This window comes from Thiocapsa marina 5811 (assembly GCF_000223985.1).
Classification (GTDB): Bacteria; Pseudomonadota; Gammaproteobacteria; order Chromatiales; family Chromatiaceae; genus Thiocapsa; species Thiocapsa marina.
This window is the reverse complement of the sequence record NZ_AFWV01000002.1, coordinates 157,664-183,463: the sequence shown is the minus strand read 5'-3', so window position 1 is coordinate 183,463 and position 25,800 is coordinate 157,664. Positions and strand designations below refer to the sequence as shown.

Genomic DNA, 25,800 nt, shown 5'->3' with positions numbered 1-25,800 from the left:
TCGAACAATGATCGAGCATCTGCGCAGCATGGCGGTCTTCACGGAGGTCGTTGACAAGGGGTCGTTCCGCGGTGCGGCTGCCTCCCTCGGCCTCTCCCCGTCGGTGGTCAGCCACCATGTGGCCGAGCTCGAGCGCCAGCTCGGCGTGACCCTGCTCTACCGCACCACCCGGCGCCTGGCCCTGAGTCCAGACGGCCATCGGCTCGTCGCGGCCTGTCGCGAGATGCTCAGTGCGGCGCGGCGCGGGTTGGACGCGGTCAGCGCGGTCAGTGAAACACCGTCCGGTACGCTCAGGATCACGGCGCCGGCGATGCTCGCGGGCACCCCGTTCGTCGAAGATCTGGCGGACTTCGCCCGCGCCTTTCCGAAGGTGGCGCTGAACATCAGCTTTGATGATCGGCCGACCAACCTGGTCGCCGATGGCTTCGATCTCGCCATCCGGATTGGGTGGCTCGAGGATTCCGGGTTAAAGGCCCGCAAGCTGATGACCCTGGCGGTGCGCCTCTGCGCCAGCCCTGACTACGTTGCCGAGCGCAAGCGCATCACCACGCCCGACGACCTGACCGACATGGACTGGATCGCGATGACCATGCTGGAGAAGCATCTCGACTTCATCGGCCCGAACAACCAGCAGCGCAGGATCGATTGCCGGAGCCGAATCAGTGTCGATAGCGCCACTGCCGCGAAAGGACTCGCGCTGGCGGGGATGGGGCTGACACCGCTGTTGGAACTGGACGTCGCGCAAGCACTTGCGGAGAACCACCTGGTGCATGTGCTCCCCGACTGGGAACTACCAAGCCCGAGTGTCTACGCGCTCTGGCCCGCCAACGCGACCCCAAGCGCGCTAAGCCGGAGATTTGTCGCGTTTCTTGCCGAGGATGCGTTACCGAGACGTCGGGATGTCCTCTCCGTGCCGGAAACGCCGACGACTCGACGTCATCGCGCTCCATGACCCGCCTGACGGTCGTCAGCGGCGTTGATGCAATGCTCGAGCAGCCTATTCGAAGGTCTTCCGCGAGAGAACGAGGTTGTCGAGCACGAGGTTCGATGACCAGATGAAGACGGCATCCGCTGCCGGGTCGTCGAACAGTTCGCTGAAGTTGGTATAGGCCGGCTTGTTGTACACGCCGACGGTTTCATTGCTGAAGGTCACGGCGTCCGGCCATGCTGAATCGTCGAAGTCGGGCGCCGTCCAGCCTTCGGGCAGAGGCCAGTGAGCGGCGGAGAAGGACGTGCCGTCGTCAACGCCCTGCATCGCGCAGGCGGAGCTGTCGCGCACGGCGCCGTCGATGACAAGACATTCGCGGGCATTAAGCGGCGCGGTGTAGAAGGTCTGCGCCTTCCAGGTGTGATCGGTGATTGCCACAATTGCGCCAGAGGCATCACGCACCTGCATCACAAACCCCGCATCGCCCGGGTGGTACGCCTTGCCGCGATTGTGTTCAGAACCGAGCCCGAGGTGCTCCTCCCAATCGACACCCATGACTGCCAGGGTGACCGGGCGGTCGGCTCGGAACCGGACCACGTTGGAGTTGAACGGGGTAAATGGCACCGGGTCGACGGCAATCAGGACGCCGTTGACGTTCAACTCGAAATAGTTGTCCGCGAAAATAAAGGCGGTGAATGCTTCCGTTCCGCCGGCGTCCATGACCGGCACCGAGGCGGCATCGAACGCCGAAAATCCCGAGAGCTGGACGCCACCGCATGGGTTAAAAAGGTCGGCTGCCGCAGGCGCGCTGCCGAAGTGTGTCGCGGCCGGAACGACCCAGAGCGCCCCGCCGTCGTCGGCAATCTCGCCAACGGCACTGACGCGGGAGCCGCCACTACAATCCACAAGACCGGGGTTCGTGGTGACCGCGAGACCAGTGGTAAAAGCGGCGTCCTGAGCAACAGCAGTGGCCGTAGCAGCGACGAATAAAGCGATGGTGCGGAGAAGCAGTTTCATCGTGAATCCAAACAATGATCGCGACAACGATCCAGTGCTGTGTCCGTTGCCACTCAGGAGACGCTGAAAAATTCGCCCCAGATCAAAAGGGCTAGGCGGGCATCATAGCACCGTCACAGCGGCTCCCGCGGAGGTCAGTGCCATGCCCCATCAGATCGGCTTCGCCCAAGCCGAGTACGACGCCAAGCGCAAGACGACGCGGCGCGAGCGCTTTCTGGCCGAGATGGAGCCGATCGTGCCTTGGGATCGACTGCTCGATGAGCTGAGGCCCGTCAGCTATGCACAGACGGATCGGGGCCGCGGTCGCCCGCCGATCGGCCTGGAGCGGATGCTGCGGATGCATTTTCTCCAGCAGTGGTTCGGGCTAGCCGACGAGGCATTGGAGGATGCCATGTACGACAGCCAAGCGTTCCGCGGCTTCCTCGGGGGTGAGCGACAACACCGCATCGTCGAAGACTGGCAGACGCGCATCGCCGCGGCGGGCGGGTGGCTCAAACCGGCGGTGCAGTCGCTGTACATCGATCTGGACAAGCACCCGCAGGCATTTCTTGCCGAGGATACGTTGCCGAGACGGCGCGAGGCGCTCTCTGCCGGGCAGTCCCAAATCGATTCCAACGGCAAGGCGTGATGCGGTCGTGCCGTCGGAGGACTGATCTCGCGTTCACCTCGTCTGCGCCACCAGTTTGACGCCCAGCGCGTGACAGACGCGGTTGATGGTATCGAAGCGCGGCGCTGCATCGGCGCGTAGCGCCTTGTAGAGGGCCTCGCGCGTGATACCGCTCAACCGGGCGATCTCGGTCATGCCGCGGGCGCGGGCGATGTCGCCCAGGGCCGCCGCCAGCAGCGCGGGATCATCATCCTCCAAGACGACGGTCAGATACTCGGCGATGGCCTGGTCGTCTTCCAGGTGCTCGGTGATGTCGAACTCGGGCAAATCGGCAATGCGGGTCGTTTCGCTCATCGAATCAGTCCTCCAACCTGGACGCCAGTGCGATGGCCTTGGCGATATCGTCTTGCTGGGTCGATTTGTCCCCGCCTCCCAGAATTGATCGTAAACATCCCGCAACTGTAATCGACCGACTACAGTCATCGCAAGACGAGAGCGCGCATTGCGCGAAGCCATGCCGCCGCCGCCCTCCTCGGACATGAAGCAGAACACTCAATCACCGGCCCAGGCGGTGGTATCCCCGAGCTGCTCCACCAGGAAATCGATAAACACCCGGACCTTCGCGGTCAGCACGTTCGCCTTGGGGTAGACCAGCCAGAGGGCGGTCTGGTCGTCGATCCGGTAATCGGGCAGCACCCGCACCAGGCTGCCGTCGGCGAGTTCGCGGTGGACGCTCCAGAGCGCGTTGATGGAGATGCCCGCGCCGGCGACCGTGGCCAGCTTCTGGCTCAGGCCGTCGTCGACGCTGAGCCGGCAGCCTGCCAGGCGTGGATCGACCTGAGCGGTTGCCCCATCGCGCCCAACCAGACGGATCGGCGACGCCTCCTTGAAGGCGATCAGCTGGTGCCTGGCCAGTGCCTCCGGGCGCTCGGGCGTGCCGTGCCGCGCCAGATAGGCAGGCGAGGCGCAGAGCACGCGGCTGTCGTCGGCCAGCTTGCGCGCCTTCAGGCTGCTGTCCGCGAGCACGGCATTGCGTAGCGCCAGATCGAAGCTGCCCTGGATCAGATCCATCTCCAGATCGGTGAGCCGCAGGTCGAGGTCGATGCCCGGATGCCGTTCCAGGAAGGCCGGCAGCAGGGGCGCGATGTAGAGCTGGGCGAAGGTGCTCGGCGCCGTGAAGCGCAGGGTCCCCGTCGCCGTGACTTGACCATGCCCAAGGGCGGCATGAGCGGCGGCCTCTTGCGCCAGGATCTCGCGGGCGAAGGGCAGGAACTCGGCCCCCTCCAGCGACAGGCTCACCTTGCGCGTCGATCGGCGCAGCAGGTCCGCCCCCAATCCCTTCTCCAGCTTCGCCAGCCGGGCGCTGGCCACGGCCGGCGCCATGCCGAGCGCACGACCGGCGGCGCTGATGTTGAGCTTCTCGGCCGCGAGGACAAAGAGCCGCAGGCTGTCGGTGTCCACTGCATTTTATCCAAAACGCGAATTCTGGAATCAAGAATAGCCCATTTTTATCCGTATCACGAAGCTATAGCCTATGGCCCATCACTCGATCACCCAGCCCGGAGAAGCACCATGAAAGCCATGATCCTCAACGCCTACGGTAGCGATGCCGCTTTCGAAGCCGTCGAGCTGCCCCGCCCCGCCCTTGAGCCCGGGCATGTACTGGTGCGCGTCGCCGCCACCAGCGTGAATACGGTGGACACCATGATCCGTGACCTGGGCAAGGAACTGCCGTTGGCCCCCGAGCTGCCCGCGGTGCTCGGCATGGACTTCGCCGGCACCATCGAGGCCGTCGGCGAGGGCGTGACGGGGTTCGCGCCGGGCGACGAGATCTTCGGCTGCGCCGGCGGGCTCGCGGACCTGCAGGGCGCGCTGGCGGAACTCATGCCAGCCGATGCGCGCCTGATCGCACACAAGCCCAAGACCCTCTCGATGCGCGAGGCCGCGGCGTTGCCGTTGGTCGGCATCACCGCCTACGAAGGGCTGACGCGCGCCGGTGCGGCGGCCGGCCAGAAGATCCTGGTGCACGGCGGCGCGGGCGGCGTGGGCCATGTGGCGGTGCAACTGGCCAAGCACTTAGGCGCCGAGGTCCATGCCACGGGCAGCGGCGACAAGGCGCTGGGCGTCATCGGGGGCTACGGCGCCGCGGCCATCGACTATCGCACCGAGCAGGTGGCCGACTACGTCGAGCGCTACACCGGCGGCGCCGGCTTCGATGTCGTCTTCGACTCCGTCGGCGGGGCCAACATGACCAAGTCCTTCGAGGCCGCGGCGTTGAATGGCCAGATCGCCACCACGGTCGCCCTGGTCGAGCTGGACCTGACGCCGGCGCACTTCAAAGGCCTGTCGCTGCACGTGGTCTTCATGCTGATCCCGATGCTCTATGACCACGACCGCGCCGCCCACGGCGCCATCCTGGCGAAGCTGGGCGAGATCGCCGACGCGGGGGCGCTGCGGCCGTTGCTCGATGAGCAGCGCTTCGGTCTGGCCGAGGTCGGGCAGGCCTACGACCGCCTCACCAGCGGGCAGGCCATCGGCAAGGTGGTCGTGGAACTCTGAGTATCGAGATCGACAGCGGCCCCTATCTGGTGATGCTGCCGGAGGAGGCCTACGACAGCAGCGAACGGCCCATCAACGTCGACGCGTCGAATCTGGTCTGGCTCGACGCATCCGAAGCCAGGCCGCGCGATGCGGCAGCGGCGCCGCCCAACGGCGATAGCGCCCAGGTGGCCTGGCTCTGGGGCAGCCCGCGCGGCACTGCATTGCGCAGCGCCCTGATCAAGCTACCGGCGGGATTCACCGGCACCCTCAGCAGCGAAGGCTCAAGCTTCCGCGGCGTCGTCATCGCGGGCCGACTGGATCTCCAGATCACCGACACGGACACCCGGACCCTGGCGCCGGGCAGCTATTGGGGCACCGAGGGCGCATCGACGCACCCGATGACATCAGCGGCTGACGCGGCCACCATCCTCTATGTCCGCACCGATGGGGGCGTCGAGGTGTCGCGCGCGACGCCCGGCGACTAGGCATGTTCGAAGCCGATGATCCCCACCAAACAGGAGCCCAACCGATGCAAGAGCAGGTCACCACGGCAGGATTCGAGCACATCAACCGGGGCTTCGATACCACCTTCCAGGTGAACCGCCTGAGCCTCGGGCTCGTGGTGCCGCTCGAGGCCTATCCCGAGGGGCCGGTGCCCTCGATGGAGCGGCATCTGGAGCGCGCCCGGCTGGCCGAGGCGCTGGGGTTCTCGGCCCTCTGGCTGCGCGATGTGCCCTTCAACGTGCCCTCCTTCGGTGATGCCGGACAGCCGTTCGACCCCTTCGTCTACCTCGGCCTCTTGGCGGGGCAGACGACCCGCATCGCGCTGGGCGTCGCCAGCGTCGTGCTGCCGCTGCGCCATCCGGTGCACGTCGCCAAGGCGGCGGCGAGCGCCGATGTGCTCTCGGGCGGGCGGGTGTTGCTGGGCGTCGCCTCGGGTGACCGGCCTGAGGAATATCCCGCCTTCGGTGTCGCCTTCGATGCGCGCGGCAAGCGCTTTCGCGATGCCTTCGACAGCATCGAGCGGCTATGGGCGGACGCCCCGGCCTTCGAGAACGCCTTCGGCAGCCCGCATGGCGGCATGGATCTGCTGCCGAAGCCGACGGCGGGCAGGCTGCCGCTGCTCATCACCGGCGGCAGCCAGCAGGACCCGGACTGGATCAGCCGCCACGGGCACGGCTGGATCACCTACCCGCGCGGCATCGCGGCCCAGGCCAGCATCCTCGACGACTGGCGGTCCCGCGTCGCGGCCGCGGGCGGGCCACTCAAGCCCGCGGTGCAATCGCTCTACATCGACCTGGACAAGGACCCGCAGGCGCCACCGCGGCCGATCCACCTCGGCTTCCGGCTCGGGGTGAACCCGCTGCGCGCCTATCTGGAGGCGCTGCGGGAGATTGGCATCAACCACGTGGCGCTGAACCTGCGCTTCAATCGGGCCGACACCGAAGAGACCATGCGCCGGCTGGCCGAGGATGTCCTGCCCGACTTCACCAGCGCCTAAGTCGTTCCAAGCCCATCTCAGCGAACCAGACACCGCCGACCGACGGAGCACCCCCCCATGCCCAAGACCATCTTCATCACCGGCTCTACCGACGGCATCGGCCTCGCGGCGGCCCAGCGACTCGCCGCCGAGGGTCATCGCGTCCTGCTGCACGGGCGCAATCCGCAGAAGCTCGAGCAGGCCCAAGCCAGCGTCGCAGCGCACGCCGACGACACTCGAATCGACGGCTACATCGCCGACCTCTCCAACCTGGCGGAGGTGGCCGCACTCGCGGAAACCCTGGCGGCGGAGCACCCGAGGCTCGACGTGCTGATCAACAACGCCGGAATCTTCAAGACCCCCAAGACCAGAACGCGCGACGGCCTCGACGTGCGCTTCGCGGTCAATACCCTCGCCCCCTACCTGCTCACGCAACGACTGCTGCCGGTGCTCGGCCCCGACGGGCGCGTCGTGAACCTGTCCTCCGCGGCCCAGTCGCCGGTCGACCCCGAGGCGCTGGCCGGGCGCGTCGCGCTGGCGGACGACTTCGCCGCCTACGCGCAGAGCAAGCTGGCGCTGACCATGTGGTCGCGTGCCCTGGCGCTCTCGCTCGACCCGTCGCTCGGTGGCGCAGGCCCGGCCGTCATCGCCGTCAATCCGGGCTCCATGCTCGGAACCAAGATGGTGAAGGACGGTTTCGGCGTTGCCGGCGCGGATATCCGGATTGGTGCCGAGATCCTGGTCCGCGCCGCGCTCTCGGAAGAGTTCGCGGGCGCCTCCGGCCTCTATTTCGATAACGACAAGGGTCGCTTCGCTGCGCCGCATGCCGATGCGTTGGACGCACACAAGTGCGCGGAGTTGGTGCGCCAGATCGACGCAGTTCTGGATTCGACTTCAAGCCATTGACGCGCCGCCAAGCCGAAACAGCGCCCTGAGGTCGTCTTGCTGGTAGGCAGTATCGAGACAGTAGGTCACTTGTCCGCGGTTGATCGCCGCGAGCAGCATCTCGGATTTCGCACGCTCATAAAACAGGACACGTGGTATCTGCGGCGTCGTTTGGCGGAGCCGCTCAAGCAGATCCAGAGCAGCATCGCCGAGGCCGACGCCATCGACAATGATCATCGCAACCGCGTTGCCGGCAAGCAGGCGCGACGCCTCATCGGCATCCGGCGTTCGGAGTACGCGATAAGGCCCGGACGCCAGATCGGAGGCGAGCCGCCGGCTCGGCTCGGTGTCAGCGCCGACCAACAGCACGGCCCGACCGATCAGGGTTGCCAGATTTGGATCCAACAGCGACTGTGGATCGCGCAGCAGGTCCGTGAAGGCGGTCGCCGGCATTGGCCGCGCGATCAGGTAGCCTTGCGCCTTCTCACAACCTAGCGACTGCAATAGCCGGAGCTGATCGTCGCTGCTGACGCCCTCCGCAACCACTTCGAGCCCCAGCTGTTGGGCCATGGATAGGGTCGAGCGAACAATGGCCGTGTCGTCCGAGCTCGGCTTCAGATCCATGATGAAGCAGCGATCGATCTTGATCGTGTCGAATGGAAATTGCTTCAGGTATCTGAGACTCGAGTATCCGGTCCCAAAATCGTCGAGCGCGATGCGCACGCCAAGCTGGCGAGCTCGCAGCAGCTCGGCCTTGGCTTGCGTGGGGTCCTGCAGCATGATGTTCTCCAACACCTCGACTTCCAGTCGCCTTGGGTCGATCCCGTTCGCATCGATGGCATCCTCCAAGGCCGACGCCAGCAGGCCCGCGCTCAGTGTGGCACTCGAGATATTGACACTCACCGACCCGGGCGACAGTCCTTGCCCGCGCCAATCGGCGATGGCCTTCGCGGCACTCTCGATCACCCAACGCCCGACCTGATGCACGAGGTCAGTCGTTTCGACCACAGGCATGAATTCGGCCGGCAAGACCACCGTGCCGTCCGCTTGACGCCACCGGATGAGCGCTTCGGCACCGCACATCTGCCCCGAGCGCAGGTCGAGCTTCGGCTGGTAGTAAAGCTCGAAGGCGTCCTCGGCGAGGGCCTTGCGCAGTGCATGCTCCAGCTCGACACGCCGCTTGGCCGCCGCAGCCATCTCGGGTTGGTAGAAAGTGACCGACCCCGGCCCCGTCTGCCTCGCCATCTCCAGCGCAACGCCGGCATAGCGCACCAGGACGTCGGCGTCCTCGGCATCGGTCGGGGCGAGGCTGATGCCAACACAGCTCGACATCCCGAACGCACCGATGCCGGCCACCCGGGCTTCCTCGCGCAGGGCATTTTGGAGGGCTGTCGCTTGCTTGCTCGCCGCGTCCATATCCTCACCGCATTGCTGCGCCACAATGAAGTTGTCACCGCCTGGACGGGCGAGGATCGCATCCGTCGGCAAGACCTTACGCAGACGCTCGGCGCAAGCGACGAGGGCCGCATCGGCGGCCGTGTGTCCGAAGCTCGCGATCACGTGCTTGAACTCGTGCAGCTTCAAGCTCAGGACCATCAGCGATTCACCGGCGGCCATCGCCGACAGCAGAGCCTGTTCGAGTCGTAGGCGCAGCATTTTCTGATTCGGCAGCCCGGTGAGCTGATCATAATAGGTCAGCGCTTCGATCCGTTCCTGATTGCGGTAGTGTTCACTGATCTCGCTGAACACCGCAAAATATTTTTGTACCTTGCCTGTCTCGTCGCGGATCAGACTCAAGGCCAACCATTCAGGGTAGACGTCGCCGTTCTTGTGCCGATTCCAGATCTCGCCCTGCCAGTGACCGGTCTCGCTCAAGCGCTTCCACATATCCCGATAGAAGGCTGCATCGTGACGTCCTGATTGCAGCAAGCTCGGCAACCGTCCGATCACCTCTTCTTCCGCATAGCCCGTAATCGTGCTGAATGCCGGATTGACGGCGACGATGCGATTGTCCGCATCAGTGATCATGATGCCCTCGACGGTATTCGCGAACACCATCGTGGCCCGCTGCTCGAGCTCAGCGGCCCTGCGTCGGTCACGCAGGTCGTACCAGCTCGCCAACAGACAGGTTTGGTCCTGGATGGAAACACGCGCGATGGAGACATCCACAGCAATGGTTTGCCCGTGGACATCGCTGTGATCCCACTCGAAGCGCACAAGCCCTTGCTCCAGCGCCTCGCGCAACAGCGGCCCCGCTTTGGCGGTTGATGACTGACCATCCGGCTGTCGAATCGGCGAGAGCGATTGGATCAGCGCGCCGACGAGGGCCTGCGGGTCCGCATAGCCGAGCAACTCAGCAGCGGTGCGATTGACCTGCAGGATCGCACCGTCGGCCCCGATCAAGAGCATCGGCTGCCCGGCCGATTCAAACAGATCACGATAGCGCGCTTCGCTCGCGTTCAGCGCCAAACGGGCTTGTTGCTGTTCGGTGATGTCGATCACCGTGCCGATGGAGCGCTGCGGTTGGCCATCGGCGGCGTACTCCGTGCGACCGCGCACTTCCGCCCATTTGAGCCCGCCGCCGGGCAGGGCGATGCGATGCAGAATATCGAGCGTCTCGCGCCGCTCGACAGACTGCCGATAGAGGCGTTGCACCTCCGCGCGGTCATCCGGATGGACAGCGGCCAAGTAGCTCTCGAAGGTCGTGTCGAAGGTCTGCGGGTCGCGCTCGAAGATGCGATAGACCTCCTCGGACCAGGTCACTGCACCGGTTGCGATATCCAGTGACCAACTGCCCAAGTGGGCGACCTGCTGGGACTCTTTAAGCAACCACTCGCTCTTCTCGAGACGCTCGAGTCCCTCGCGGCGGTCGGTGATGTCCTGCACGACGCTCTCGACGAATACCGGAGCACCCTGATCATCGTCCACAAGCTCGCGGCGGCTGTGCAGCCAACGTCGCGACCCGTCGTCTGCGCGCCGGATGCAGAACTCCAGCTCCGCCTGTCCGCTGCGCACCGACTCGAGATCGACGAGCACCCGCGTAACTCGCTCGCGGTCCCGGGGTTCGACATGCGCCAACAAGGTCTCCATGCCCGGGACACAATGATGCGGGTCCAAGCCAAGGATGGCGTAGAGCTCTGCCGACCAGACCGAAGTCCCGGTCTGCAGATCGAGGCGGCTACTGCCGATTCGGGCGAGCCGTTGAGCGCGCTCGAGCATCCGTGCCTGCAGATGCTGGGTCGTGATGTCATGGCTGATCGCTAGCACGCCCGCTGCCTGATCGCCAGCGCGCGTGAAGGGCTGCTTGCGGATATCGAGCAGCCGGCGGGTGCCGTCGGGCAAACTGAACCACTCCTCGCGACGGCATTCACCTTGCTCGAGCGCGAGCTGATCACAACGGCGGAGCCTCTCTGCCAACGGATCAGCAAATAGCTGCTTGTCGGTGGCACCGAGGATGCGCTCGCGCGGACGCCCGATGATCCGCACAGTGGCCTCGTTGCACTCCAGATAGCGGCCGTCAGGGTCTTTAAAGAAGATGGGATCAGGCAGCGCGTCAAGCAGCGCCCGCAGCTCGAGCGCATGGCGGCGTTGCTCGGTAATATCGACCAGATAACCGTGATAGCCGATCAGGGTACCTTCGGCATTCCGCAGAACGCGGGTGTAGTCATAGAAGTGCCGCTGTTGTCCGTCGCTGGTCTGTAATCGATAGGTTTGCTCGTAGCCGTCCCGCCCGGCCTGCACATGTGCCTCGATCTCCGCGGCCACACGCTTGCGGTCGTCGGGATGGATCAGCTCAGCGAACGGAGGGTCGCCGGCAAGAAGCGCTTGCGCCGGTATCCCAAGCACCGATTCGACCGTGGGCGAGCAGTACTCCACCGGCCAACCCGGCTCGGCGCGCCAGCGGAACACCAGCGCTGGCCCTTGGGTGAACAGCGCTTGATCCTGCTCCAAATGCGCGTTGAGCCGCTCGAGCTCTTGCTCCTTGCGTTTGAGGTCGCTGATATCGTCAACGGTCCAAGTAACACCCCGGTTCAGGTCCGCCGGGTGCGCGGTATCCAGCGCCTTGCCAGAGAGCAAGCACCAGACGGACGAGCCATCTTGGCGGCGCAGCTGAACCTCGATATGCAACTGCTCGTTGTCGCGCAGACGTGCATAGTGCTCGCGGCCGAAGTTGATGAAGCACTCTTCGCTCAGATGCAGGGTGCGCATGCTCAACCCGGCCATCGCGGCCGGATCGGGGTAGCCGAGAATATCGGCCAGACGCTGATTGCAGCGGCTCAGGATCCGATAGCCGGTCAGCAGCATGATGCCGACGTTGGCATTGTCGAAGATGGCCTGCAGCTGCGCCTGGCTCGCCGCGAGCGCCTCGGTTGCCCGGCGCGCTTCGGTCACATCTCGGCTGGTACCGCGGTAACCGAGCAAGCGCCCATCGTCGTCGCGCACAGGGGTGGCACTGGTCTGCATGATCCGAGGCTGACCGGACCGATTGAGGTGCACCAACTCGAGGCACTGAACGTCCTGACCTTGCGCTGCAGTCGTCTCGAAAATGGTGCGCGCCCGTCGAGCCTCCTCGACCGGCATGATGTCAAACGGGGTCTTGCCGATGAGCCACCCGGGATCGTAGCCGAGAACGTTCAGTACGCGATTGGAGACCTCAGTGAAGTTGGCTTCGCAATCGATCTCCCAGAACCAATCCGCCAGCAGATCGACCAGATCTTGCAGGCGCTGTTCACTGCGTGCCAGCGCTTGGCGCGCAGCCTCACGCTCGGAGACATCCCGAATGATGGCCAGGGAGCCGATCGGCTGTCCGCGCGGATCACGCATCACCGTGCCAACGCTCTCGCCCTCGAAGGTTTCGCCATCGGCACGTCGGTAGCGCAACCTGTAGGGGGCGCGAAAGACCCTGGTGTCGGGATCGAGGCGTTCGCGCGCGAGACGTTCGCGATCCTCCTGCACGGCGTAGAGAACGCCGTCGTCACGCCCGATCAGGTCCGCCTGCGCGATGCCGAAGACGCGCTCGACCGCGCGATTGGCCATAAGAACGCGGCCTTCGGGATTACTGATTACAAAGGCATCGGGAACCGACTCGAAGACGTGCGCGAAGAGCTCGTGCTGCCGCTCGATCTGACGCAGATACCGGTACTCCGCCGTGACGTCGGTCATCACGGAGAGCGCACAGGGCTCGCCGTGCAGCTCGATCGGCTCGCCGTTGACGGCTGCATTGAGGATCGTGCCGTCCTTGCAACGGAAGCGGGTGCGCAAGCCCTGCACGGTGCGCCCTGCTTGGATCTCGCCGAGATAACGTCCCCGATCCTCACGGCTCACCCAGCCATTCAACGTCGCGCTCGATCGCCCGAGGACCTCTTCGACCGGGTAACCCGAGAGCCGAAAGAAGCTCGTGTTGGCCTCGAGGATCACGCCGTCAGAGAGTCGCGTGATGACGACTGCCGAGGGCGTGCTCGCAAAGATCTTGGCAAAGCGCCGCTCGCTCTCGTCACGCTCGGTGATGTCGTGGATGATGAGCAGGTAGCCGGCAATGCGGTTGGTGGCAGTGGCCACCGCAAAGATCTCGCACTGTAGGGCGAGATGGCCCTCGCGGTTGCGCAGGTGCTCGCACCGCCAGGTCTCGCCGGGGACAAGGGCGGCCACCCGACGCGCCATAGCCGTTCCGTCGCCGCCCAGCATCCGGAGAACCCCCGCGAGGGTGTCGATCGGCGCCGCGATCGGTGCTTGCTCCGCCAAACCCGCGAAACGGCGAGCCGCACGGTTGATGAAACGTATTTGGGCCTTGGCGTCCGCTGCCACGACGCCGAGCGCATTCTCCTGTTGGAGCAGGGCATCGAGCACGAAATCGCGGTGGAGCTCACGGCGCAATCGGCTGAGTTCTCGAGCCTGGTGATGCGCCAGGTCACGGAGCAAGTCTTCGTAGAGACTGCGCAGATCCTTGACCAGATCGCGCCGACTGAGAAACCCGACCAGACGCCCCTCGGCATCGACAACCACCAGACGCCTGACCGTGGCAGCGCGCATTTTCGTGCTCGCGTCGTGCAGCAAGGCGTCGGGCTGAATGCCGATGGCCGGTGCGCTCATGACCGCCTCGACGGCCACTTGGCCGAGGTCCGGATACCGGTCGTACAGCGCGCAAGCATCACGCTCGGTCAACAAGCCAAGCGGCTTTCCGTCGAGGACAACGACGACCGAGCTGATCCCCCGTTCGAGCATCTGCGCGAGCGCGCTCGCGACCGGCTCGTCCGGGGCGACTGTGACCGGTGTCCGCACCATGACCTCGTCCACGCGCCTCGGGCGCAGGAAGTCGACCTCATCCATCGCTGCAACGAAGTCCGTTTCAGTCACCATCACGGCCAGGTCGCCTTTGCCGTCAACCAGCACCAGATGCCGAATGCCCTGCTGTTCCATCAATCGGTAGCCCTCGATGTAGGGCTGATCCGCAGAGCAGGTCACGGGATCGAGCGTCATGCGCTTAGTGACCGACTCGTGCGCTGCATCCTTTCCAGCGAGAACGACCTCGAGCGCGTCGCGTTCGGTAAAGATGCCGACCGGCAAACGGTCGCGCACCACGACCACAGAGCTCAGCCGCTGCTCAGCCATCAGCTCGAGCACTTCCCGCAGCGACGTCGACTCGGTGACACACGCCGGCTCGAGCCGAGCGAGTTGGCCGAGTGTGGGGTGTTCGAGCGGCGCACTTGGATCGCGGGAATGGTTCATCGGGCTCGTCTCAACTGTTGATCGCCAAACCTCGGCTGGCCGTCGGAAGGACCACCGATGACCCGGTGCCTATAACCTAAGGGAGCCTTGCACCTGCCTGCAACGATGATTGCTGGCCAGAACGCAGTCTTGGCCAAAGCGACAACGGCTACGAGCACGGCGCGGGTCGGTCAGCTGGCCAGCGCGTTTCGACGCGGCGGCTGCCTGGAAACCTTTGGCGCATGGGCTGACTCGAGACGCGGGCGCGATCTGCGAAAAAGGAGAGATTGCGCAAGTCCTCGACCGCACCGAGGGGTTAGACTTAGAAACGTTGGCTGCAAAGCGAGGGCTGAGTGATGAGCGCACCGAAAGGCGTCGGAGACGACCTGATCGAACGCCTGCTGGCGCTTGGGGTCCGCCATGTCCTCGGTCTCCCGGCCGCTAGTACTGTATAGCAGTTCAAGCTCGCTTATCGTTTTTAATTTAACACTAGCCCGCCACGATATAAAATGAACAAAATGAAAATGAGCAGGCTGGTTTGATTACCGGCTTTGCTAGTAAATTTATAGGAAAGTTTTTGTAAGGAGGACATGATGAGGCATCCGAACCGAGAGCGGATTCTTTTTCGGGATTTTTTTGGAAATCTTGGAAAAGAGTAATGATCACCTGCAAATGCTCCTGAACACCGCGCATGAGTTAGAAAAATTTAATAAGCATAATCTGCGTTATGGATCATTGCAAAATGGATCGCGCGCGACTGGCACGGAACTCAATGTGGCTGGTGATTGGTGTAATCCTGATGATTTTGACAATGGTTGGTTTTTGCGCAGAGAGCGATCAGGGAGCTGTTACACTCGAGACATCCGGCCCCGTGACCGGAGCGATTCCCATGACGCTGCCGGAGGCAGTGCTGCTGGCAGTGCGCAATAATATCGGCCTGCGCAATGCTTATCTCGGCGGGGTGCTCGATAAATATGAGCTATGGGTGAGTGAAGGGAAGTTCGTGCCCAAAGGCGAGATCAACATGGGAGTGAACCGTTCCCGAACGCGGGCCCCAAACAAGGACGCGAGCATGCAGGATTCCTTTACCTTGCAGCCGCAACTGATTTGGAAGGCGCCAACGGGTGCTGACTTCCGCTTCACCTGGAATGCGCAGGGCTCTCGGGGCAATATGCTTGACGAAAGCGGCAGTGCGGATCTTGGCGTGTCGGTGACGCAACCGTTGCTCAAGGGCGGTGGTGTCTCAATCAATCGCATTTCCGTTGAGCTGGCGCGCAGTCGCTATGAATCCTCACGGCAGGGTCTGCGCAGCACATTGTCAAGTACCATCGGGGAAGTGATCCGCACCTATCGGAGTCTGATGCTAGCCCGGGGGCAGCTCGAGATCGAGCGTCGTGCGCTCGAGCGCGCCCGCCAACTGGTCCAGACCAACCGCGAGCAGATCGCTGCTGGGCGCATGGCCAGACAGGACCTAATCCAGGCCGAAGCCGACGTGGCCAGTCGCGAGGTGGCGCTGGCCAGCAGTGAAAACAGTCTTGATCAGACCCGCCTGACTCTGATTGGCCTGCTGAATCTAGACAGCAACATCCGTATTCACCCAACCGAGCCCATTGAGGTTGTCGATGTCGAGCTGGATTACGGCCGGCTCCTTGCTATCGCTCTCGAGCAACGGCCAGACTATCTTCAGGCACGGCTAGCGCTGGACAACAGCAAACTCGAGCTGCGACTGGCCGAGAACGATAGTGAATGGACGCTGAATCTCACCGCCAGTCGAGGCATCACCAGTCGCTCAGAGCGCTGGATCGATCCGCTGCCGAGACAGCCAATCGGCGAAGGCTGGTCGGTCGGCATCGATCTGATCGTGCCCCTGTTTGATCGATCGCAGCGGGAACGACGGGTGAGTGCGGAAGTTCAGCGACGTCAGGCGGAGAATTCCTTGACTGAGTTGCGCGAGCGCATCGGGCGCGAGATTCTCAATGCCATGCGCGACATAGAGATCCAACGCCGGCAGGTGGATTTGTCCCGGCGCTCACGCGAACTCCAAGAGCAGCAGCTCGCCGTTGAGCGCGAGAAACTGAACCTGGGCCGTTCAACCAACTTCCAGGTTGTGCAGTTTCAGAACGATCTGGTCAATGCGCAAAATGCCGAGCTGAATTCGATTGTCAGCTATCTCAATGCCTTGACTTCGCTTGACGAAACCTTGGGGACCACGCTCGAGACCTGGCGCATCGAAATCGCCGATCTTCCCATTCCTGCCGGCCCCTGAAGGTTGCTGAGAGACGCCTGATGGGCGCGGTGTGTTGAACCAATCAACTTAAACGAAACAGTTTTAGCACGATGCGAGCAGGCGAGTCATCCTAATCATGGACGCGGTTGTACCCGAATGGATTCTCCATTCTCTTCGCGATGGCGTCATCGTGCTGGATGACAACGGCACGGTGATGGCAGTCAATCCAGCGCTCGAGCGCCTGCTCGAGGTTCGTTCCGATGTGGTGATCGGGCAGCCCTTCGCGGCTGTTTTCGTAGCCGATGAGTCGCTCGATGAATTGGTTCAGGCGGTGCTGGATGCCGCCTATCAAGCCAATACTGTGCAGAATCGGGTGTTCTGGTTGCGACGAGAAAAGACCGCGGATCGGGCCATCGCGCTGACCACTTCGCTCCTGCGCGATCGCCAAGGTCGACGCCTGGGCGTGGTCGCGCTGCTTAACGACATCACCGAGCTTGAAGCGCTGCGTGAACAGGATCGGGCGCTCAATGCCGAGCTGACCGAGAGCAATCGCGCGCTCAGTGAGTCCTACAGCACGCTTGAGAGCCGCAACCAGGAACTGATGGCACTCACGCGTCAGATCACCCTGGTGCGCTCGCTGGCGACGGGCTTCGTGATGCTGGTGTTCGTTGGCATTGGTCTTTATACCTGGAACCTCGGCCATCACCATGTCGCGCCAGGCGCGTCGGTCGCGGATGCGGCAGGACTGGCACGAAGCGAGGATCGGGTGTTGCGGCTCGAGCCAACCCGGCAGCAGGTGAGCCTGAAACTCGTCGGCCAGCTCGAGCCGATCGAAATGCTCAACCTGATGGCGGCGCTCGATGGCACCATCGCCGAGCGTTTTGTTGAATTTGGTCAATCCGTTGCCGCTGGGGATCTGCTGTTCACGATTGCCGCAGAGCCCGCGCGGGTGCAATACCGCGATGCGAGGTCCAATTATCTAGGCTTGATCGAGGAACTCGAGCACCTGGAGAACTGGGAGCAAAGCACCGAGATGCATCGTGCCCGTCGCGGCGTGACGCGCGCTGAATCCAGCCTGCTTACCCTCGAGCACAAGGCCAAAGAGACTCGGCGTTTGCTGGAACTGGGCATCGTCGCGGCCTCCGAGCTGGAGGCGTTGGAAGAGCAGATCGCCGCGGCGCGCATGGAAGTCACGCAGTCGCAGGAGGAACTGGCCAGCACCCAGGAGAAGGGCAGTGCGGACAAGGTCACGGTGGCGCGGCTGAAGCTCGAGAACGCCGAGTTTCAGATGCGCGAATGGGAGCGCAAACTGGCTCTAACCCAGGTGGTGGCGCCTGTGGATGGCGTGGTGATGGCGCCGAACGACAGCAAGGAGTCGAGCAGCGAGGGCGGTTTCAACGTCGGCGCCCAGGTCAAGGAGGGCGTCGCGGTTCTGGCGATCGGCGACATGACGGGGCTCGCGGTACGCGCGGCGGTTGATGAGCTCGAGATCACCCACCTGCAACCAGGGTTGGCGGCGGTGGTGACTGGCGAGGCCTTCCCCGGTCGGCGTCTCGAGGGTCAGGTGGCGTGGGTCTCGGCGCAGGCCAATCCCGAGCAAGGCCGGGCCGCTCCCACCTTCGACCTCTTGGTGGAAGTCCGCGACCTTTCCGTCGAGGCACGCGCAGAGGTGCGCGTCGGCATGACCGCGCAGACGGACATCATCGTTGAAGACGAGCCCGAGGCCCTGATGATACCCATCGGCGCCGTCGACCAGGGCCCGGATGGGCCGCGCGTGCGGGTTCGCCGAGATGGCGTGGCATCCTGGGCGCCCGTGACCCTGGGGCTGACCGACATCGACAGCGTGCGCGTGCTCGAAGGCCTTGAGCCTGGCATGGAGATTCTGCTCTCGCCATGAATACGTCCTTATCGCAGAACAGGCTGCTGGAGCTGGAAGGTATCCGCAAGGAGTTTCAGATCGGTCCGGCTCGACTCGAGATTCTCAAAGGGATCAGCTTTGAGGTGGCCGCCGGGGAGTTGCTCGCGGTCATGGGGACCTCGGGCTCTGGCAAATCCACGCTAATGAATATCCTAGGCTTGCTTGACCGCCCGAGCGCGGGCCGCTATCGCATCGCCGGTGAGGACATCGGCCAGCTCGATGAGCCCAGCCTGGCGCGCTTGCGCAACGAGCGCATCGGCTTCGTCTTTCAGCAGTTCAATCTGCTGCCGCGCTTGAATGCACGCGACAATGTCGCCCTGCCATTGCAATATCGCGGTCTGCCAAGGCGCGAGGCCTTGGCGCGAGCCCGCGCGATGCTCGATGCCGTCGGCATGGGCGATCGCGACCATCATCGGCCGAATGAGCTGTCCGGTGGACAACAACAGCGGGTGGCCGTGGCCCGAGCACTGGTCGGGGAGCCGAGCCTGATCCTGGCCGACGAGCCCACAGGCGCGCTCGATAGCCGGGTGGGGCAGGAGATCATGGAGATGTTTCTGCGCCTTCACCGCGAGCAGGGCACCACCGTCATCATCATCACCCATGACCCCGGCATCGCCGCCCAATGCGCGCGGCTGCTGCGCATGCGCGACGGTCTGCTGGTCGAGCATGACGCGCTCGCCGCTTGAGTGACGCACCGCGATCCGATTCTGATGAGCATCTGGGCCAATATTCTCGAAGCCATGCGTAACCTGCTGGCCACCAAACAACGCTCGATATTGGCGCTCATTGGCATCATCATCGGCACCGGCTCGGTGGTGGCCATGCTCAGCATCGGCGGCATGGTGCGTCACGAAACCCTCAAGCGCTTCGAGGACATGGGCACCGACCTGATCAGCATCCGACTGCGCGCCCCCGAGCCGGATCAGGGCCTGGGGGTGAGCGACCTGGCACAGGTCGAGCAAGGCCTGGCCCCCTGGTTCGCAGTCGTCACTCCCAGCATCGAGGCGGGTGTGTGGTTTGAACTAGGCGGTCAGGAACAGTTTTTCACTCAGCTCGGCAGCACCGCCAATATGCAGGCGCTGTACCGTCTGGAGCTGGCCGCTGGGCGCTTCATCTCGCCTTTCGATCATTACCAGCGCTTTGCCGTGGTCGGACAGCAGGTGGCTAATGCCTATGCTGACGCCGGGCAGTTGTTGGCGCCCGGCAGCACCTTGGCGATCGATGGCCGGATCTACAGCGTGATTGGTCTCCTCGAGCGTGCACCGGAGGATCTGTTCGGCGGGACCGATGTCAATCACTCCTTGATCATCCCCATCGGCGCCCTCAGTCGCCTAGACGGCGGCGAAATCGATTCCCTTGCCGCGCGCATCAAGCCCGGGCTGGCGCATCAAGCCAGTATCGAGCAAGCCGGGCAATGGTTCGCGCAACACTTCCCAGGCCTCGACGCGGAATTCAGCAGCCCCGAGCAGATGATCGCGCAAATGCAGCAGCAGTTGCGACTGCTCACGCTGATGCTGGGCGCCATCGGGAGTATCTCGCTGGTGGTCGGCGGTGTCGGCGTGATGAATATCATGCTGGTGTCCGTGACCGAACGCCGGCGCGAAATCGGCGTGCGCCTGGCCATCGGCGCGCGCCGGCGCGATGTGCGTCGGCAGTTCCTGATCGAGGCCGTCATCTTGGCCCTGATCGGCGGTCTGCTCGGGCTGGTGCTAGGGGCCTTGGCCGCTTGGGTCGTCGCCTACTTCGCCGGCTGGGGGTTCTTTGTCACCCTGCCCGTGCTGCTGCTCGGTTTTGGGGTCTCCGCCGCCATTGGCGTCTTCTTTGGCTTCTATCCCGCCATCCAAGCCTCGAAGGTTGATCCCATCATTGCGCTGCGTTCATAGGAGAAATGATCGATCGCCAGTTCATGCCGATTGAGGTCGCTGGATGCCTTGATCGGGCCTCAGGAGAATTGGTTTTTGTGTGTTCTGCTTACCAATAGATTTTTTCTTTTGGGGCGGGTCGCCATTGACGATGATCATTGCGTGGTCGACTTTTTCTTAAGTGAGCCACTGCAATCGAACAGTCGTAATGGCGAGCGCTCCAACTAAGGCTTAGGCAATCAACGCAGTATAAACTTTGAAGAAAAATGTCATGGACATGGAGTCGATATTTGACTTATGCTCCGGCCTTCCAAATCTCACAAGGAGAAGATCATGAGAACAAGAACGCACCTCCTGTATGCACCTCTTCTCACCCTCGCGATGCTGCTTTTGCCGAGCACATACTGTTCAGCCGATGATGGCTGGAGCTTGTTAATTCCACCTGCCGAGGGCGAGTTGACCACCGAGTTGCCTGATATCTGTTACAATAAAGAAGAATGGAAAAAGCATAAAGGGGATGTACCCCATTGTTGTTTCGAGTTAAAAGTCAGTTTTCGCAAATGTGACCAAGACCATCATCAATGGCCTCCGAAGTGCAGAGGAAACGCTATGAACGAGTTCAGGAGGTGCATAAAATAGCAGGGTTGGAGATCCTTCTCCAGCCCTGATAGTGTTCTGCATTTCACATATTGACTCCATTTCCGGGAAAACACTGCAAGCTGCACGGTGTTTTTATGATCATATTAAAATACTGTCGAACCTTTGCCCCCTTACAACACAAAGATCCAGCGGGTAGTCAACGCGCAACGCGCCGGAACCGCATCTCAGCAGACGCACCATGAAACCGGACCCGCCGCCATCAGGCTTGACGCCTGGTCACCAAGGGTCGCCAACCGGCAGCTCTCCAACGAATTGCTATAGGAGTTATTTTCGATGAAAACATACGGTCTGCTCGGGGTCCTCGCCCTCGGTTTCTTGGTTGTTGATTGGGCAAGCGCTGATGATCCAGGGGAGCCGACTGTTCCTAGCCGTTGTACCTGGAATCAACACGCCGGCCTCATGCACAGTTGCTATGATTGCCAGACGCACGGGGCTGGGAGTGGTGGTGTAACATTAGAATGCAAGTCAAAGTTTATGAATAAAATGGACACTGTTTCGATAAATGTCGATCAATGTCTTGGGGTTGCCAACAACGGCAAACTGGTTTATGGCAAAGACGCATCGAAAAGTTGCTTTTCCATACACGTTATGAGGCAAGGCGATGGCGTAATAGAAGGAGTCTGTTATCGTGAGAACAGAATAGATATAGTTAAATCAATAATTCCGCTCGGAGACGTATTCGTTGGGGTTAGAATAGGCGGCCCTCGTATCAGGTGCGCCCATTGACTTGCGGAAATAGAAATCGGCGCAATTTTCATTCGTGATTATTGGATGTATTTTCAATGAAAGTATACGCTCTGTTCGGAGTTCTCGCCCTTGGTTTCTTGTTTGCTGGTGCAGTGGCGGCTAGCGGATCCCGTGGTGGCGGAGGAGGAGGATCTGAATGAACCAACTTCTTGCCGGTGGACTGGAAACTGGCACGGTACTTTCGGTTACGCGTGTTACGGGCAGTCTGACGACGCCATACCATGGAGTGGGACGGTGGATGATCAGTGCTATTTTCGTGCGGAGGCTCGAGGGTTGAGATTTTTGGACGGTTCAATCGATCCTTCGAGTGGGCAGGCGCCCGACCTGCGTGGCGACAAAGGTCTTTGTGGTGACACGAACGGTCAAGCGACATTTTTCGGGACGGTGGTACATGGAACCTTTCGGTGGAGTGTCGGCGGCGGTGGAAGATTTTCTGGGCAACGCCGATGATTAGCCTGATCCGGCACCGGCAGGTTGAAAGGTAGATCTACTTCTAGAAGCGCTTTCTAGGTTAGATGATGGCTTTCGTGGTGTTTTACCGATGGAGTCATGTCGACAAGACCAACCTTTAACCATCTTGCTCGATTACCTTCAGGGGATGAGCGAATCAGGGCAATCGCATATAGCTTTGCGAATATTAGGCTTACCTGATACTCCTGTTTTCTCCTTATTCTCGGGCCACTCAAAGAGCAGTTTTGCCAGGTAATCCTCGTTGCAAGCCGCCCTCAAGCGTTTGTTCTTCAGCCCCACCTTGGTGTCATCATTCTTCAGCCGTGAGAGCGCGAGGTGACGCAGCACGGCGTCGGCAAACCGGGTCGCGCTGATGCCGGTGCTGCCGATGAAGCAACGGATGTCGATCGAGACCTGGCCGTCGATCTCGCGGCGCGTGTCGACTAGGCCGATCATGTTCATCCCCTCCCACAGCGTGCTGCGGGGCACCCCGGAGAGATCGCCCAGGGTGCGGTAGCGACGGGTCTCGAGACGGCTATGTCCACGCTCGACGGTCTCCAGAACCTCCTTGTCAACGCCTTCATACTCCCTGGCATCGGCATGGATGAACGCCTCCTCGACCTCGCTGGCCAGCGTTTCCTGATTGCCCTTGAGCGACAGCACGTCGTCCCCGCCCTGCTCAATGATCTGCTCGGCAATCGCCGTCTGACAGCCCATCGCATCGATGGTGACAATGCAGCCTGCGAGCTTGAGCCACTGCGGCAGCTGCGGGATCGCCGTGATCTCATTGGATTTCGCCTAGGTCGCGACCTGGCCAAGCACCACGCGGTTCGCCGTTGCCCACGCGCTTGCCATCCACGGCCACGATCTCATCGGGGAGCAGCTCGGCGACCGAGGCACTCAACTGGCGGAAGCAGGCGGCGAACTGCTCAGGGTCGATCAGCGCAAACACGCGCCCGAAACAATCGTGCGACGGGACGCCATGGGGCAGCGCTCTGCACTCAGGTCACCCATGGCCGACATCCCCGCAACCGTCCAAATAAAGGGCGGGGATCATCGGGGATGGAGGATGGAGAGTCTAACAGTACCCTCTAATATATTATGCGATTGCCCTGCTCCAGGTGGTGTTGACAAGATTGCGGGCAGCAACGCATCTCGGTGTTCTGGCACCGCCTTATAGCCCTCCGCACCGTTGTCACGAACTAAACGGCGATCGCAAGGGCACCTTGAGCCTCGACCTGGATGGTCCATTCAGGGTGATTCTGAAGCCAGCACATGATCCGCTACCACTGCGGCCGGAGGGTGGGTTGAACTGGTCAGCTGTCACCGTCGTCGAGATACTCGGCATCGAGAACACCCATGGTTAACGAACAACGCAACGAATACGTCCCAGACTATGCAGTTCCACCCGGTGAGGTGCTGGAGTATGAGCTGGAGCTACGCCACATGCCGAAGTCCGAGCTTGCCCGCCGCACCGGACTGACCGAAAAGCACATCAATACCATCGTCAAGTCCAAAGGCAAGTCTTGCATCACGCCGGAGACGGCGATCAAACTGGAGCGCGCCCTCGGTATGCCGGCGGATTATTGGCTGAATTTGGAGACCAACTACCAGGAGGCCTGCGCGCTTGAACGAGGAAAAGGCCCTTGCAGCGAGCCTAGACTGGCGAGAGACAGTATGAGCGACAACAACCCCGATCAACCATGAAGATCTTCCGAATCACCTGTGTCTTAGTCCTGCTGTCGCTGGTGCTGACAGTTTTGCTTGCGATCGCCCTTGCCGTTCATTGGCCAAGCCACCCTGAGGTGGCACCAGCGGCGAGCTCCCTAGGCGAGGAGCTCGCGAGACCTGATCGCGGGATGCCGACCGGCGACTTCGGCCAGCAGCTGGCGCGCTTGGAGGCAGCGGTTGATGCGCAGCGTCGGGCTGGGCAGCAACAGAGCGGTGCGTTCGCGGAGGACTTGCGGACCGCGGCCATCCGTCTGTCGATGTCGGGGCCACTCGCGCCGCTAACCCAGCGCAGCCTCATCGCACTGAGCCGCCATGAATCACTGCGCGTTACGCTCTTCTGGGCGATGCCGCTGGTTGGCTGGATGAGCGAGCCCTTCTTGTTTCCGCTCCCGACCGACGCGGACCCGAGCTCGCAGTTGCAGCGTCTCATGGACGCTCGGGCTCGGCTGGGCATCGACATCACGCTGGACAACGTTGGCGATGCATCAAGCTCGCCGGCCGAGGCCGCAGCCTATCTGGCGTTCTACCGTCGTCTGATCCAGGCACCCACGCCCGACGAGAGAGACGGGCCGCTGTATCTCTCGCTCAAGCTTTCGGCACTGGTCGACGACCTGCCGCTTGCACTGAGTCCGGAAGGTCAGGGTAAACGAGCCCGCATTCTCGCCTCCCTGCGGGAACTGCTGAGTCTGTCGACCAACAGGGCCGCGGCTTCGGTCTTCATACGCGTCGACATGGAGGAATACGCGTACAAGAATCTCACTCTGGCGTTGTTTCGCGAGCTCATCGAGACCTCGCCGGAGCTGGCCCTCGACGACACTGGCCAAGCGCGCATAGGCGTTGTGATCCAGGCCTATTTGCGCGACTCGGCACGCGACCTGGCCGACCTGAAAGCCTGGGGTGAAGCCCATGATGTCCGCGTTCCAGTACGCCTGGTAAAGGGTGCCTATGACGACTACGAAAAGGCCCTGGCCCAGTCAGAGGGTCGGCCATCGCCGGTGTGGAACTTCAAGGCGTCCACCGACGCCAGCTATGACCTGCTCGCGGACTATCTGCTACAGCATCCCGAACGCTTCGACCCGCGCTTTGCCACCCACAACATGACGACGCAGGCGCGGGTCATGGCGCTTACGGCGGCACGCGGATACCGTCCGCAGGAGATCGAATTCCAGATGCTCTACGGCATGGGTGAACCGATCAAGAAGGCCCTGGTGACGCTCGGACACCCGGTGCGCGAATACGTCCCCGCCGGCTCCCTCGCGCGCGGGCTGGGCTACGCGGGCCGCCGCTTTGCGGAACTGACCAACCCGGACAACGCACTCGCACGGACGCTGCAAGGTGACTACTCGGCGCTGGCGGAGACGCCGGAATTCGTCGGCGAGCAAGATCGCCTCGATGGTCAGGCGGCACGCGCCGCGCTGATGGCATCGACCGGTGCCCAATGATGCAGCTCGTTCTCATTGGCTCTCTTGCTGCGCGAGGAGCGCACCGCATCGCGATACATCCCCTTCGCCCGAATGCGCGCGCCCTTGCGCCGCTCCGGCGTCTCGTCGACCGCCACCACGATCGGCACCTGCGTCGGCAACATCCCGAGCAACAGCCCCAGCAGAATCCGCGTCCATTGGCGCGACGACCAACGCGCCCGATTCAGCACCCGGTGGTCACGCTCGCAGCGCTGCTCCGCGCTCAGCCCCATCGCCCGCAGCGCCGCCGTCACCGTGCGCGGCCCTTGCGCCAGCAGCGCTCCCGTGAGCAAGACATGCAGATGCGCCAGGGTCGGCGTGGTGAACAGGCAGGCAAAGGGCTTCAGAACAGAGACAATCGAGGGTTGAAGCGCCCCCTCTGGTTGCAGCACCTGCGCCGCTGGTGGGACGGCTGGCCCACGGGGATGCGCACGGCTTGAGTTCCAGCCCGTTCCGCGGCTTGTCGCGACGGGTCAGTCGCCTGCTCCACCTACCCGGAGGGATCGAACCAGGCGCGAGGGACCGCTCGGCGAATCGGCGACGGAGGAATCGCGTCGCACGCTCGGCGCGGATGCCACCGGG

18 protein-coding genes and 1 pseudogene are annotated in these 25,800 nt (G+C 62.7%); 12 read left to right on the top strand and 7 right to left on the bottom strand.

Going from position 1 to position 25,800, the window contains the following annotated elements; genetic code table 11:
- The first annotated feature begins 7 nt into the window (after positions 1–7).
- Positions 8–952 carry a LysR family transcriptional regulator gene (locus tag THIMADRAFT_RS26425; protein ID WP_007191526.1) on the top strand — a complete coding sequence of 315 codons (945 nt, stop codon included), beginning with the start codon at positions 8–10 and terminating at the stop codon, positions 950–952.
- A 45-nt stretch (positions 953–997) separates the two neighbouring features.
- On the opposite strand, the gene THIMADRAFT_RS03210 is transcribed toward THIMADRAFT_RS26425, so the two are convergent.
- Positions 998–1,945 (bottom strand): hypothetical protein, encoded by a 948-nt coding sequence (locus THIMADRAFT_RS03210; RefSeq protein ID WP_007191525.1) that lies wholly within the window; start codon positions 1,943–1,945, stop codon positions 998–1,000.
- Between the two features lie 142 nt (positions 1,946–2,087).
- Between THIMADRAFT_RS03210 and THIMADRAFT_RS27730 the strand changes: the two are divergent.
- Positions 2,088–2,372, top strand: a pseudogene (locus THIMADRAFT_RS27730) (transposase); the annotation flags it as partial.
- Between the two features lie 234 nt (positions 2,373–2,606).
- On the opposite strand, the gene THIMADRAFT_RS03200 reads toward THIMADRAFT_RS27730, so the two are convergent.
- Positions 2,607–2,906 carry an addiction module antidote protein gene (locus THIMADRAFT_RS03200; protein WP_007191523.1) on the bottom strand — a complete coding sequence of 100 codons (300 nt, stop codon included), beginning with the start codon at positions 2,904–2,906 and terminating at the stop codon, positions 2,607–2,609.
- Positions 2,907–3,104: 198 nt separating this feature from the next.
- Complete coding sequence (locus THIMADRAFT_RS03195) at positions 3,105–4,013, bottom strand: LysR family transcriptional regulator (RefSeq protein WP_007191522.1); 909 nt, start codon at positions 4,011–4,013, stop codon at positions 3,105–3,107.
- 111 nt (positions 4,014–4,124) lie between these two features.
- Here THIMADRAFT_RS03195 and THIMADRAFT_RS03190 point away from each other — a divergent pair, with 111 nt between their 5' ends.
- The 4 genes from THIMADRAFT_RS03190 to THIMADRAFT_RS03175 are packed head-to-tail and all read left to right on the top strand — an operon-like array spanning position 4,125 to position 7,479.
- Positions 4,125–5,111 (top strand): zinc-dependent alcohol dehydrogenase family protein, encoded by a 987-nt coding sequence (locus THIMADRAFT_RS03190; protein WP_007191521.1) that lies wholly within the window; start codon positions 4,125–4,127, stop codon positions 5,109–5,111.
- Positions 5,108–5,578, top strand: coding sequence for a DUF4437 domain-containing protein (locus THIMADRAFT_RS03185; protein ID WP_324603124.1), 471 nt, complete (start codon positions 5,108–5,110; stop codon positions 5,576–5,578). The genes THIMADRAFT_RS03190 and THIMADRAFT_RS03185 overlap by 4 nt, the downstream gene beginning before the upstream one ends.
- Positions 5,579–5,622: 44 nt before the next feature.
- Positions 5,623–6,594, top strand: a complete 972-nt coding sequence (locus tag THIMADRAFT_RS03180) for an LLM class oxidoreductase (protein WP_007191519.1) — start codon at positions 5,623–5,625, stop codon at positions 6,592–6,594.
- 57 nt (positions 6,595–6,651) lie between these two features.
- Entirely contained in the window at positions 6,652–7,479 is an 828-nt protein-coding gene (locus tag THIMADRAFT_RS03175) for an SDR family NAD(P)-dependent oxidoreductase (RefSeq protein ID WP_007191518.1), read from the top strand.
- Here the strand turns inward: THIMADRAFT_RS03175 and THIMADRAFT_RS24375 are convergent.
- The gene (locus tag THIMADRAFT_RS24375) at positions 7,468–14,184 is read right to left on the bottom strand and encodes a PAS domain S-box protein (protein WP_007191517.1); all 6,717 of its coding nucleotides are present in this window, start codon (positions 14,182–14,184) and stop codon (positions 7,468–7,470) included. The genes THIMADRAFT_RS03175 and THIMADRAFT_RS24375 overlap by 12 nt on opposite strands.
- Before the next feature lie 868 nt (positions 14,185–15,052).
- On the opposite strand from THIMADRAFT_RS24375, the gene THIMADRAFT_RS03165 reads away from it, so the two are divergent.
- From THIMADRAFT_RS03165 to THIMADRAFT_RS03145, 4 genes are all read left to right on the top strand, one after another.
- Positions 15,053–16,429 carry a TolC family protein gene (locus THIMADRAFT_RS03165; protein WP_040729473.1) on the top strand — a complete coding sequence of 459 codons (1,377 nt, stop codon included), beginning with the start codon at positions 15,053–15,055 and terminating at the stop codon, positions 16,427–16,429.
- Positions 16,430–16,526: 97 nt separating this feature from the next.
- Positions 16,527–18,287, top strand: coding sequence for a PAS domain-containing protein (locus THIMADRAFT_RS24370; RefSeq protein WP_007191513.1), 1,761 nt, complete (start codon positions 16,527–16,529; stop codon positions 18,285–18,287).
- The gene (locus THIMADRAFT_RS03150) at positions 18,284–18,994 is read left to right on the top strand and encodes an ABC transporter ATP-binding protein (protein WP_007191512.1); all 711 of its coding nucleotides are present in this window, start codon (positions 18,284–18,286) and stop codon (positions 18,992–18,994) included. Before THIMADRAFT_RS24370 ends, THIMADRAFT_RS03150 begins: the two co-directional genes overlap by 4 nt.
- A gap of 24 nt (positions 18,995–19,018) precedes the next feature.
- Positions 19,019–20,191, top strand: coding sequence for an ABC transporter permease (locus tag THIMADRAFT_RS03145; RefSeq protein WP_007191511.1), 1,173 nt, complete (start codon positions 19,019–19,021; stop codon positions 20,189–20,191).
- A gap of 1,977 nt (positions 20,192–22,168) precedes the next feature.
- Here THIMADRAFT_RS03145 and THIMADRAFT_RS03140 read toward each other — a convergent pair.
- Together THIMADRAFT_RS03140 and THIMADRAFT_RS27725 are read right to left on the bottom strand one after the other, a co-directional pair.
- A complete protein-coding gene (locus tag THIMADRAFT_RS03140; RefSeq protein ID WP_233490182.1) occupies positions 22,169–22,762 on the bottom strand; it encodes an ISAs1 family transposase in 594 nt (197 codons plus the stop codon).
- 49 nt (positions 22,763–22,811) lie between these two features.
- Positions 22,812–22,979: a hypothetical protein gene (locus tag THIMADRAFT_RS27725; RefSeq protein WP_233490166.1), complete on the bottom strand. Its 168-nt coding sequence runs from the start codon at positions 22,977–22,979 to the stop codon at positions 22,812–22,814.
- Positions 22,980–23,386: 407 nt separating this feature from the next.
- Between THIMADRAFT_RS27725 and THIMADRAFT_RS03135 the strand changes: the two genes are divergently transcribed.
- On the top strand, positions 23,387–23,734 hold the full coding sequence (locus THIMADRAFT_RS03135) for a HigA family addiction module antitoxin (protein ID WP_007191509.1): 348 nt from the start codon (positions 23,387–23,389) through the stop codon (positions 23,732–23,734).
- Positions 23,731–25,200 (top strand): proline dehydrogenase family protein, encoded by a 1,470-nt coding sequence (locus tag THIMADRAFT_RS03130; RefSeq protein WP_007191508.1) that lies wholly within the window; start codon positions 23,731–23,733, stop codon positions 25,198–25,200. The genes THIMADRAFT_RS03135 and THIMADRAFT_RS03130 overlap by 4 nt, the downstream gene beginning before the upstream one ends.
- Here THIMADRAFT_RS03130 and THIMADRAFT_RS03125 read toward each other — a convergent pair.
- Complete coding sequence (locus THIMADRAFT_RS03125) at positions 25,155–25,610, bottom strand: transposase (RefSeq protein ID WP_007191507.1); 456 nt, start codon at positions 25,608–25,610, stop codon at positions 25,155–25,157. The two genes, THIMADRAFT_RS03130 and THIMADRAFT_RS03125, sit on opposite strands and share 46 nt — an antisense overlap.
- Positions 25,611–25,800: the final 190 nt, after the last annotated feature.

Bases quoted from the DNA above. Each gene is read 5' to 3' on its own strand.
- THIMADRAFT_RS26425 (WP_007191526.1), top strand. From the start codon at position 8: ATGATCGAGCATCTGCGCAGCATGGCGGTCTTCACGGAGGTCGTTGAC.
- THIMADRAFT_RS03210 (WP_007191525.1), bottom strand. From the start codon at position 1,945: ATGAAACTGCTTCTCCGCACCATCGCTTTATTCGTCGCTGCTACGGCC.
- THIMADRAFT_RS03200 (WP_007191523.1), bottom strand. From the start codon at position 2,906: ATGAGCGAAACGACCCGCATTGCCGATTTGCCCGAGTTCGACATCACC.
- THIMADRAFT_RS03190 (WP_007191521.1), top strand. From the start codon at position 4,125: ATGAAAGCCATGATCCTCAACGCCTACGGTAGCGATGCCGCTTTCGAA.
- THIMADRAFT_RS03180 (WP_007191519.1), top strand. From the start codon at position 5,623: ATGCAAGAGCAGGTCACCACGGCAGGATTCGAGCACATCAACCGGGGC.
- THIMADRAFT_RS03175 (WP_007191518.1), top strand. From the start codon at position 6,652: ATGCCCAAGACCATCTTCATCACCGGCTCTACCGACGGCATCGGCCTC.
- THIMADRAFT_RS24375 (WP_007191517.1), bottom strand. From the start codon at position 14,184: ATGAACCATTCCCGCGATCCAAGTGCGCCGCTCGAACACCCCACACTC.
- THIMADRAFT_RS03165 (WP_040729473.1), top strand. From the start codon at position 15,053: ATGACGCTGCCGGAGGCAGTGCTGCTGGCAGTGCGCAATAATATCGGC.
- THIMADRAFT_RS24370 (WP_007191513.1), top strand. From the start codon at position 16,527: ATGGACGCGGTTGTACCCGAATGGATTCTCCATTCTCTTCGCGATGGC.
- THIMADRAFT_RS03150 (WP_007191512.1), top strand. From the start codon at position 18,284: ATGAATACGTCCTTATCGCAGAACAGGCTGCTGGAGCTGGAAGGTATC.
- THIMADRAFT_RS03145 (WP_007191511.1), top strand. From the start codon at position 19,019: ATGAGCATCTGGGCCAATATTCTCGAAGCCATGCGTAACCTGCTGGCC.
- THIMADRAFT_RS03135 (WP_007191509.1), top strand. From the start codon at position 23,387: ATGGTTAACGAACAACGCAACGAATACGTCCCAGACTATGCAGTTCCA.
- THIMADRAFT_RS03130 (WP_007191508.1), top strand. From the start codon at position 23,731: ATGAAGATCTTCCGAATCACCTGTGTCTTAGTCCTGCTGTCGCTGGTG.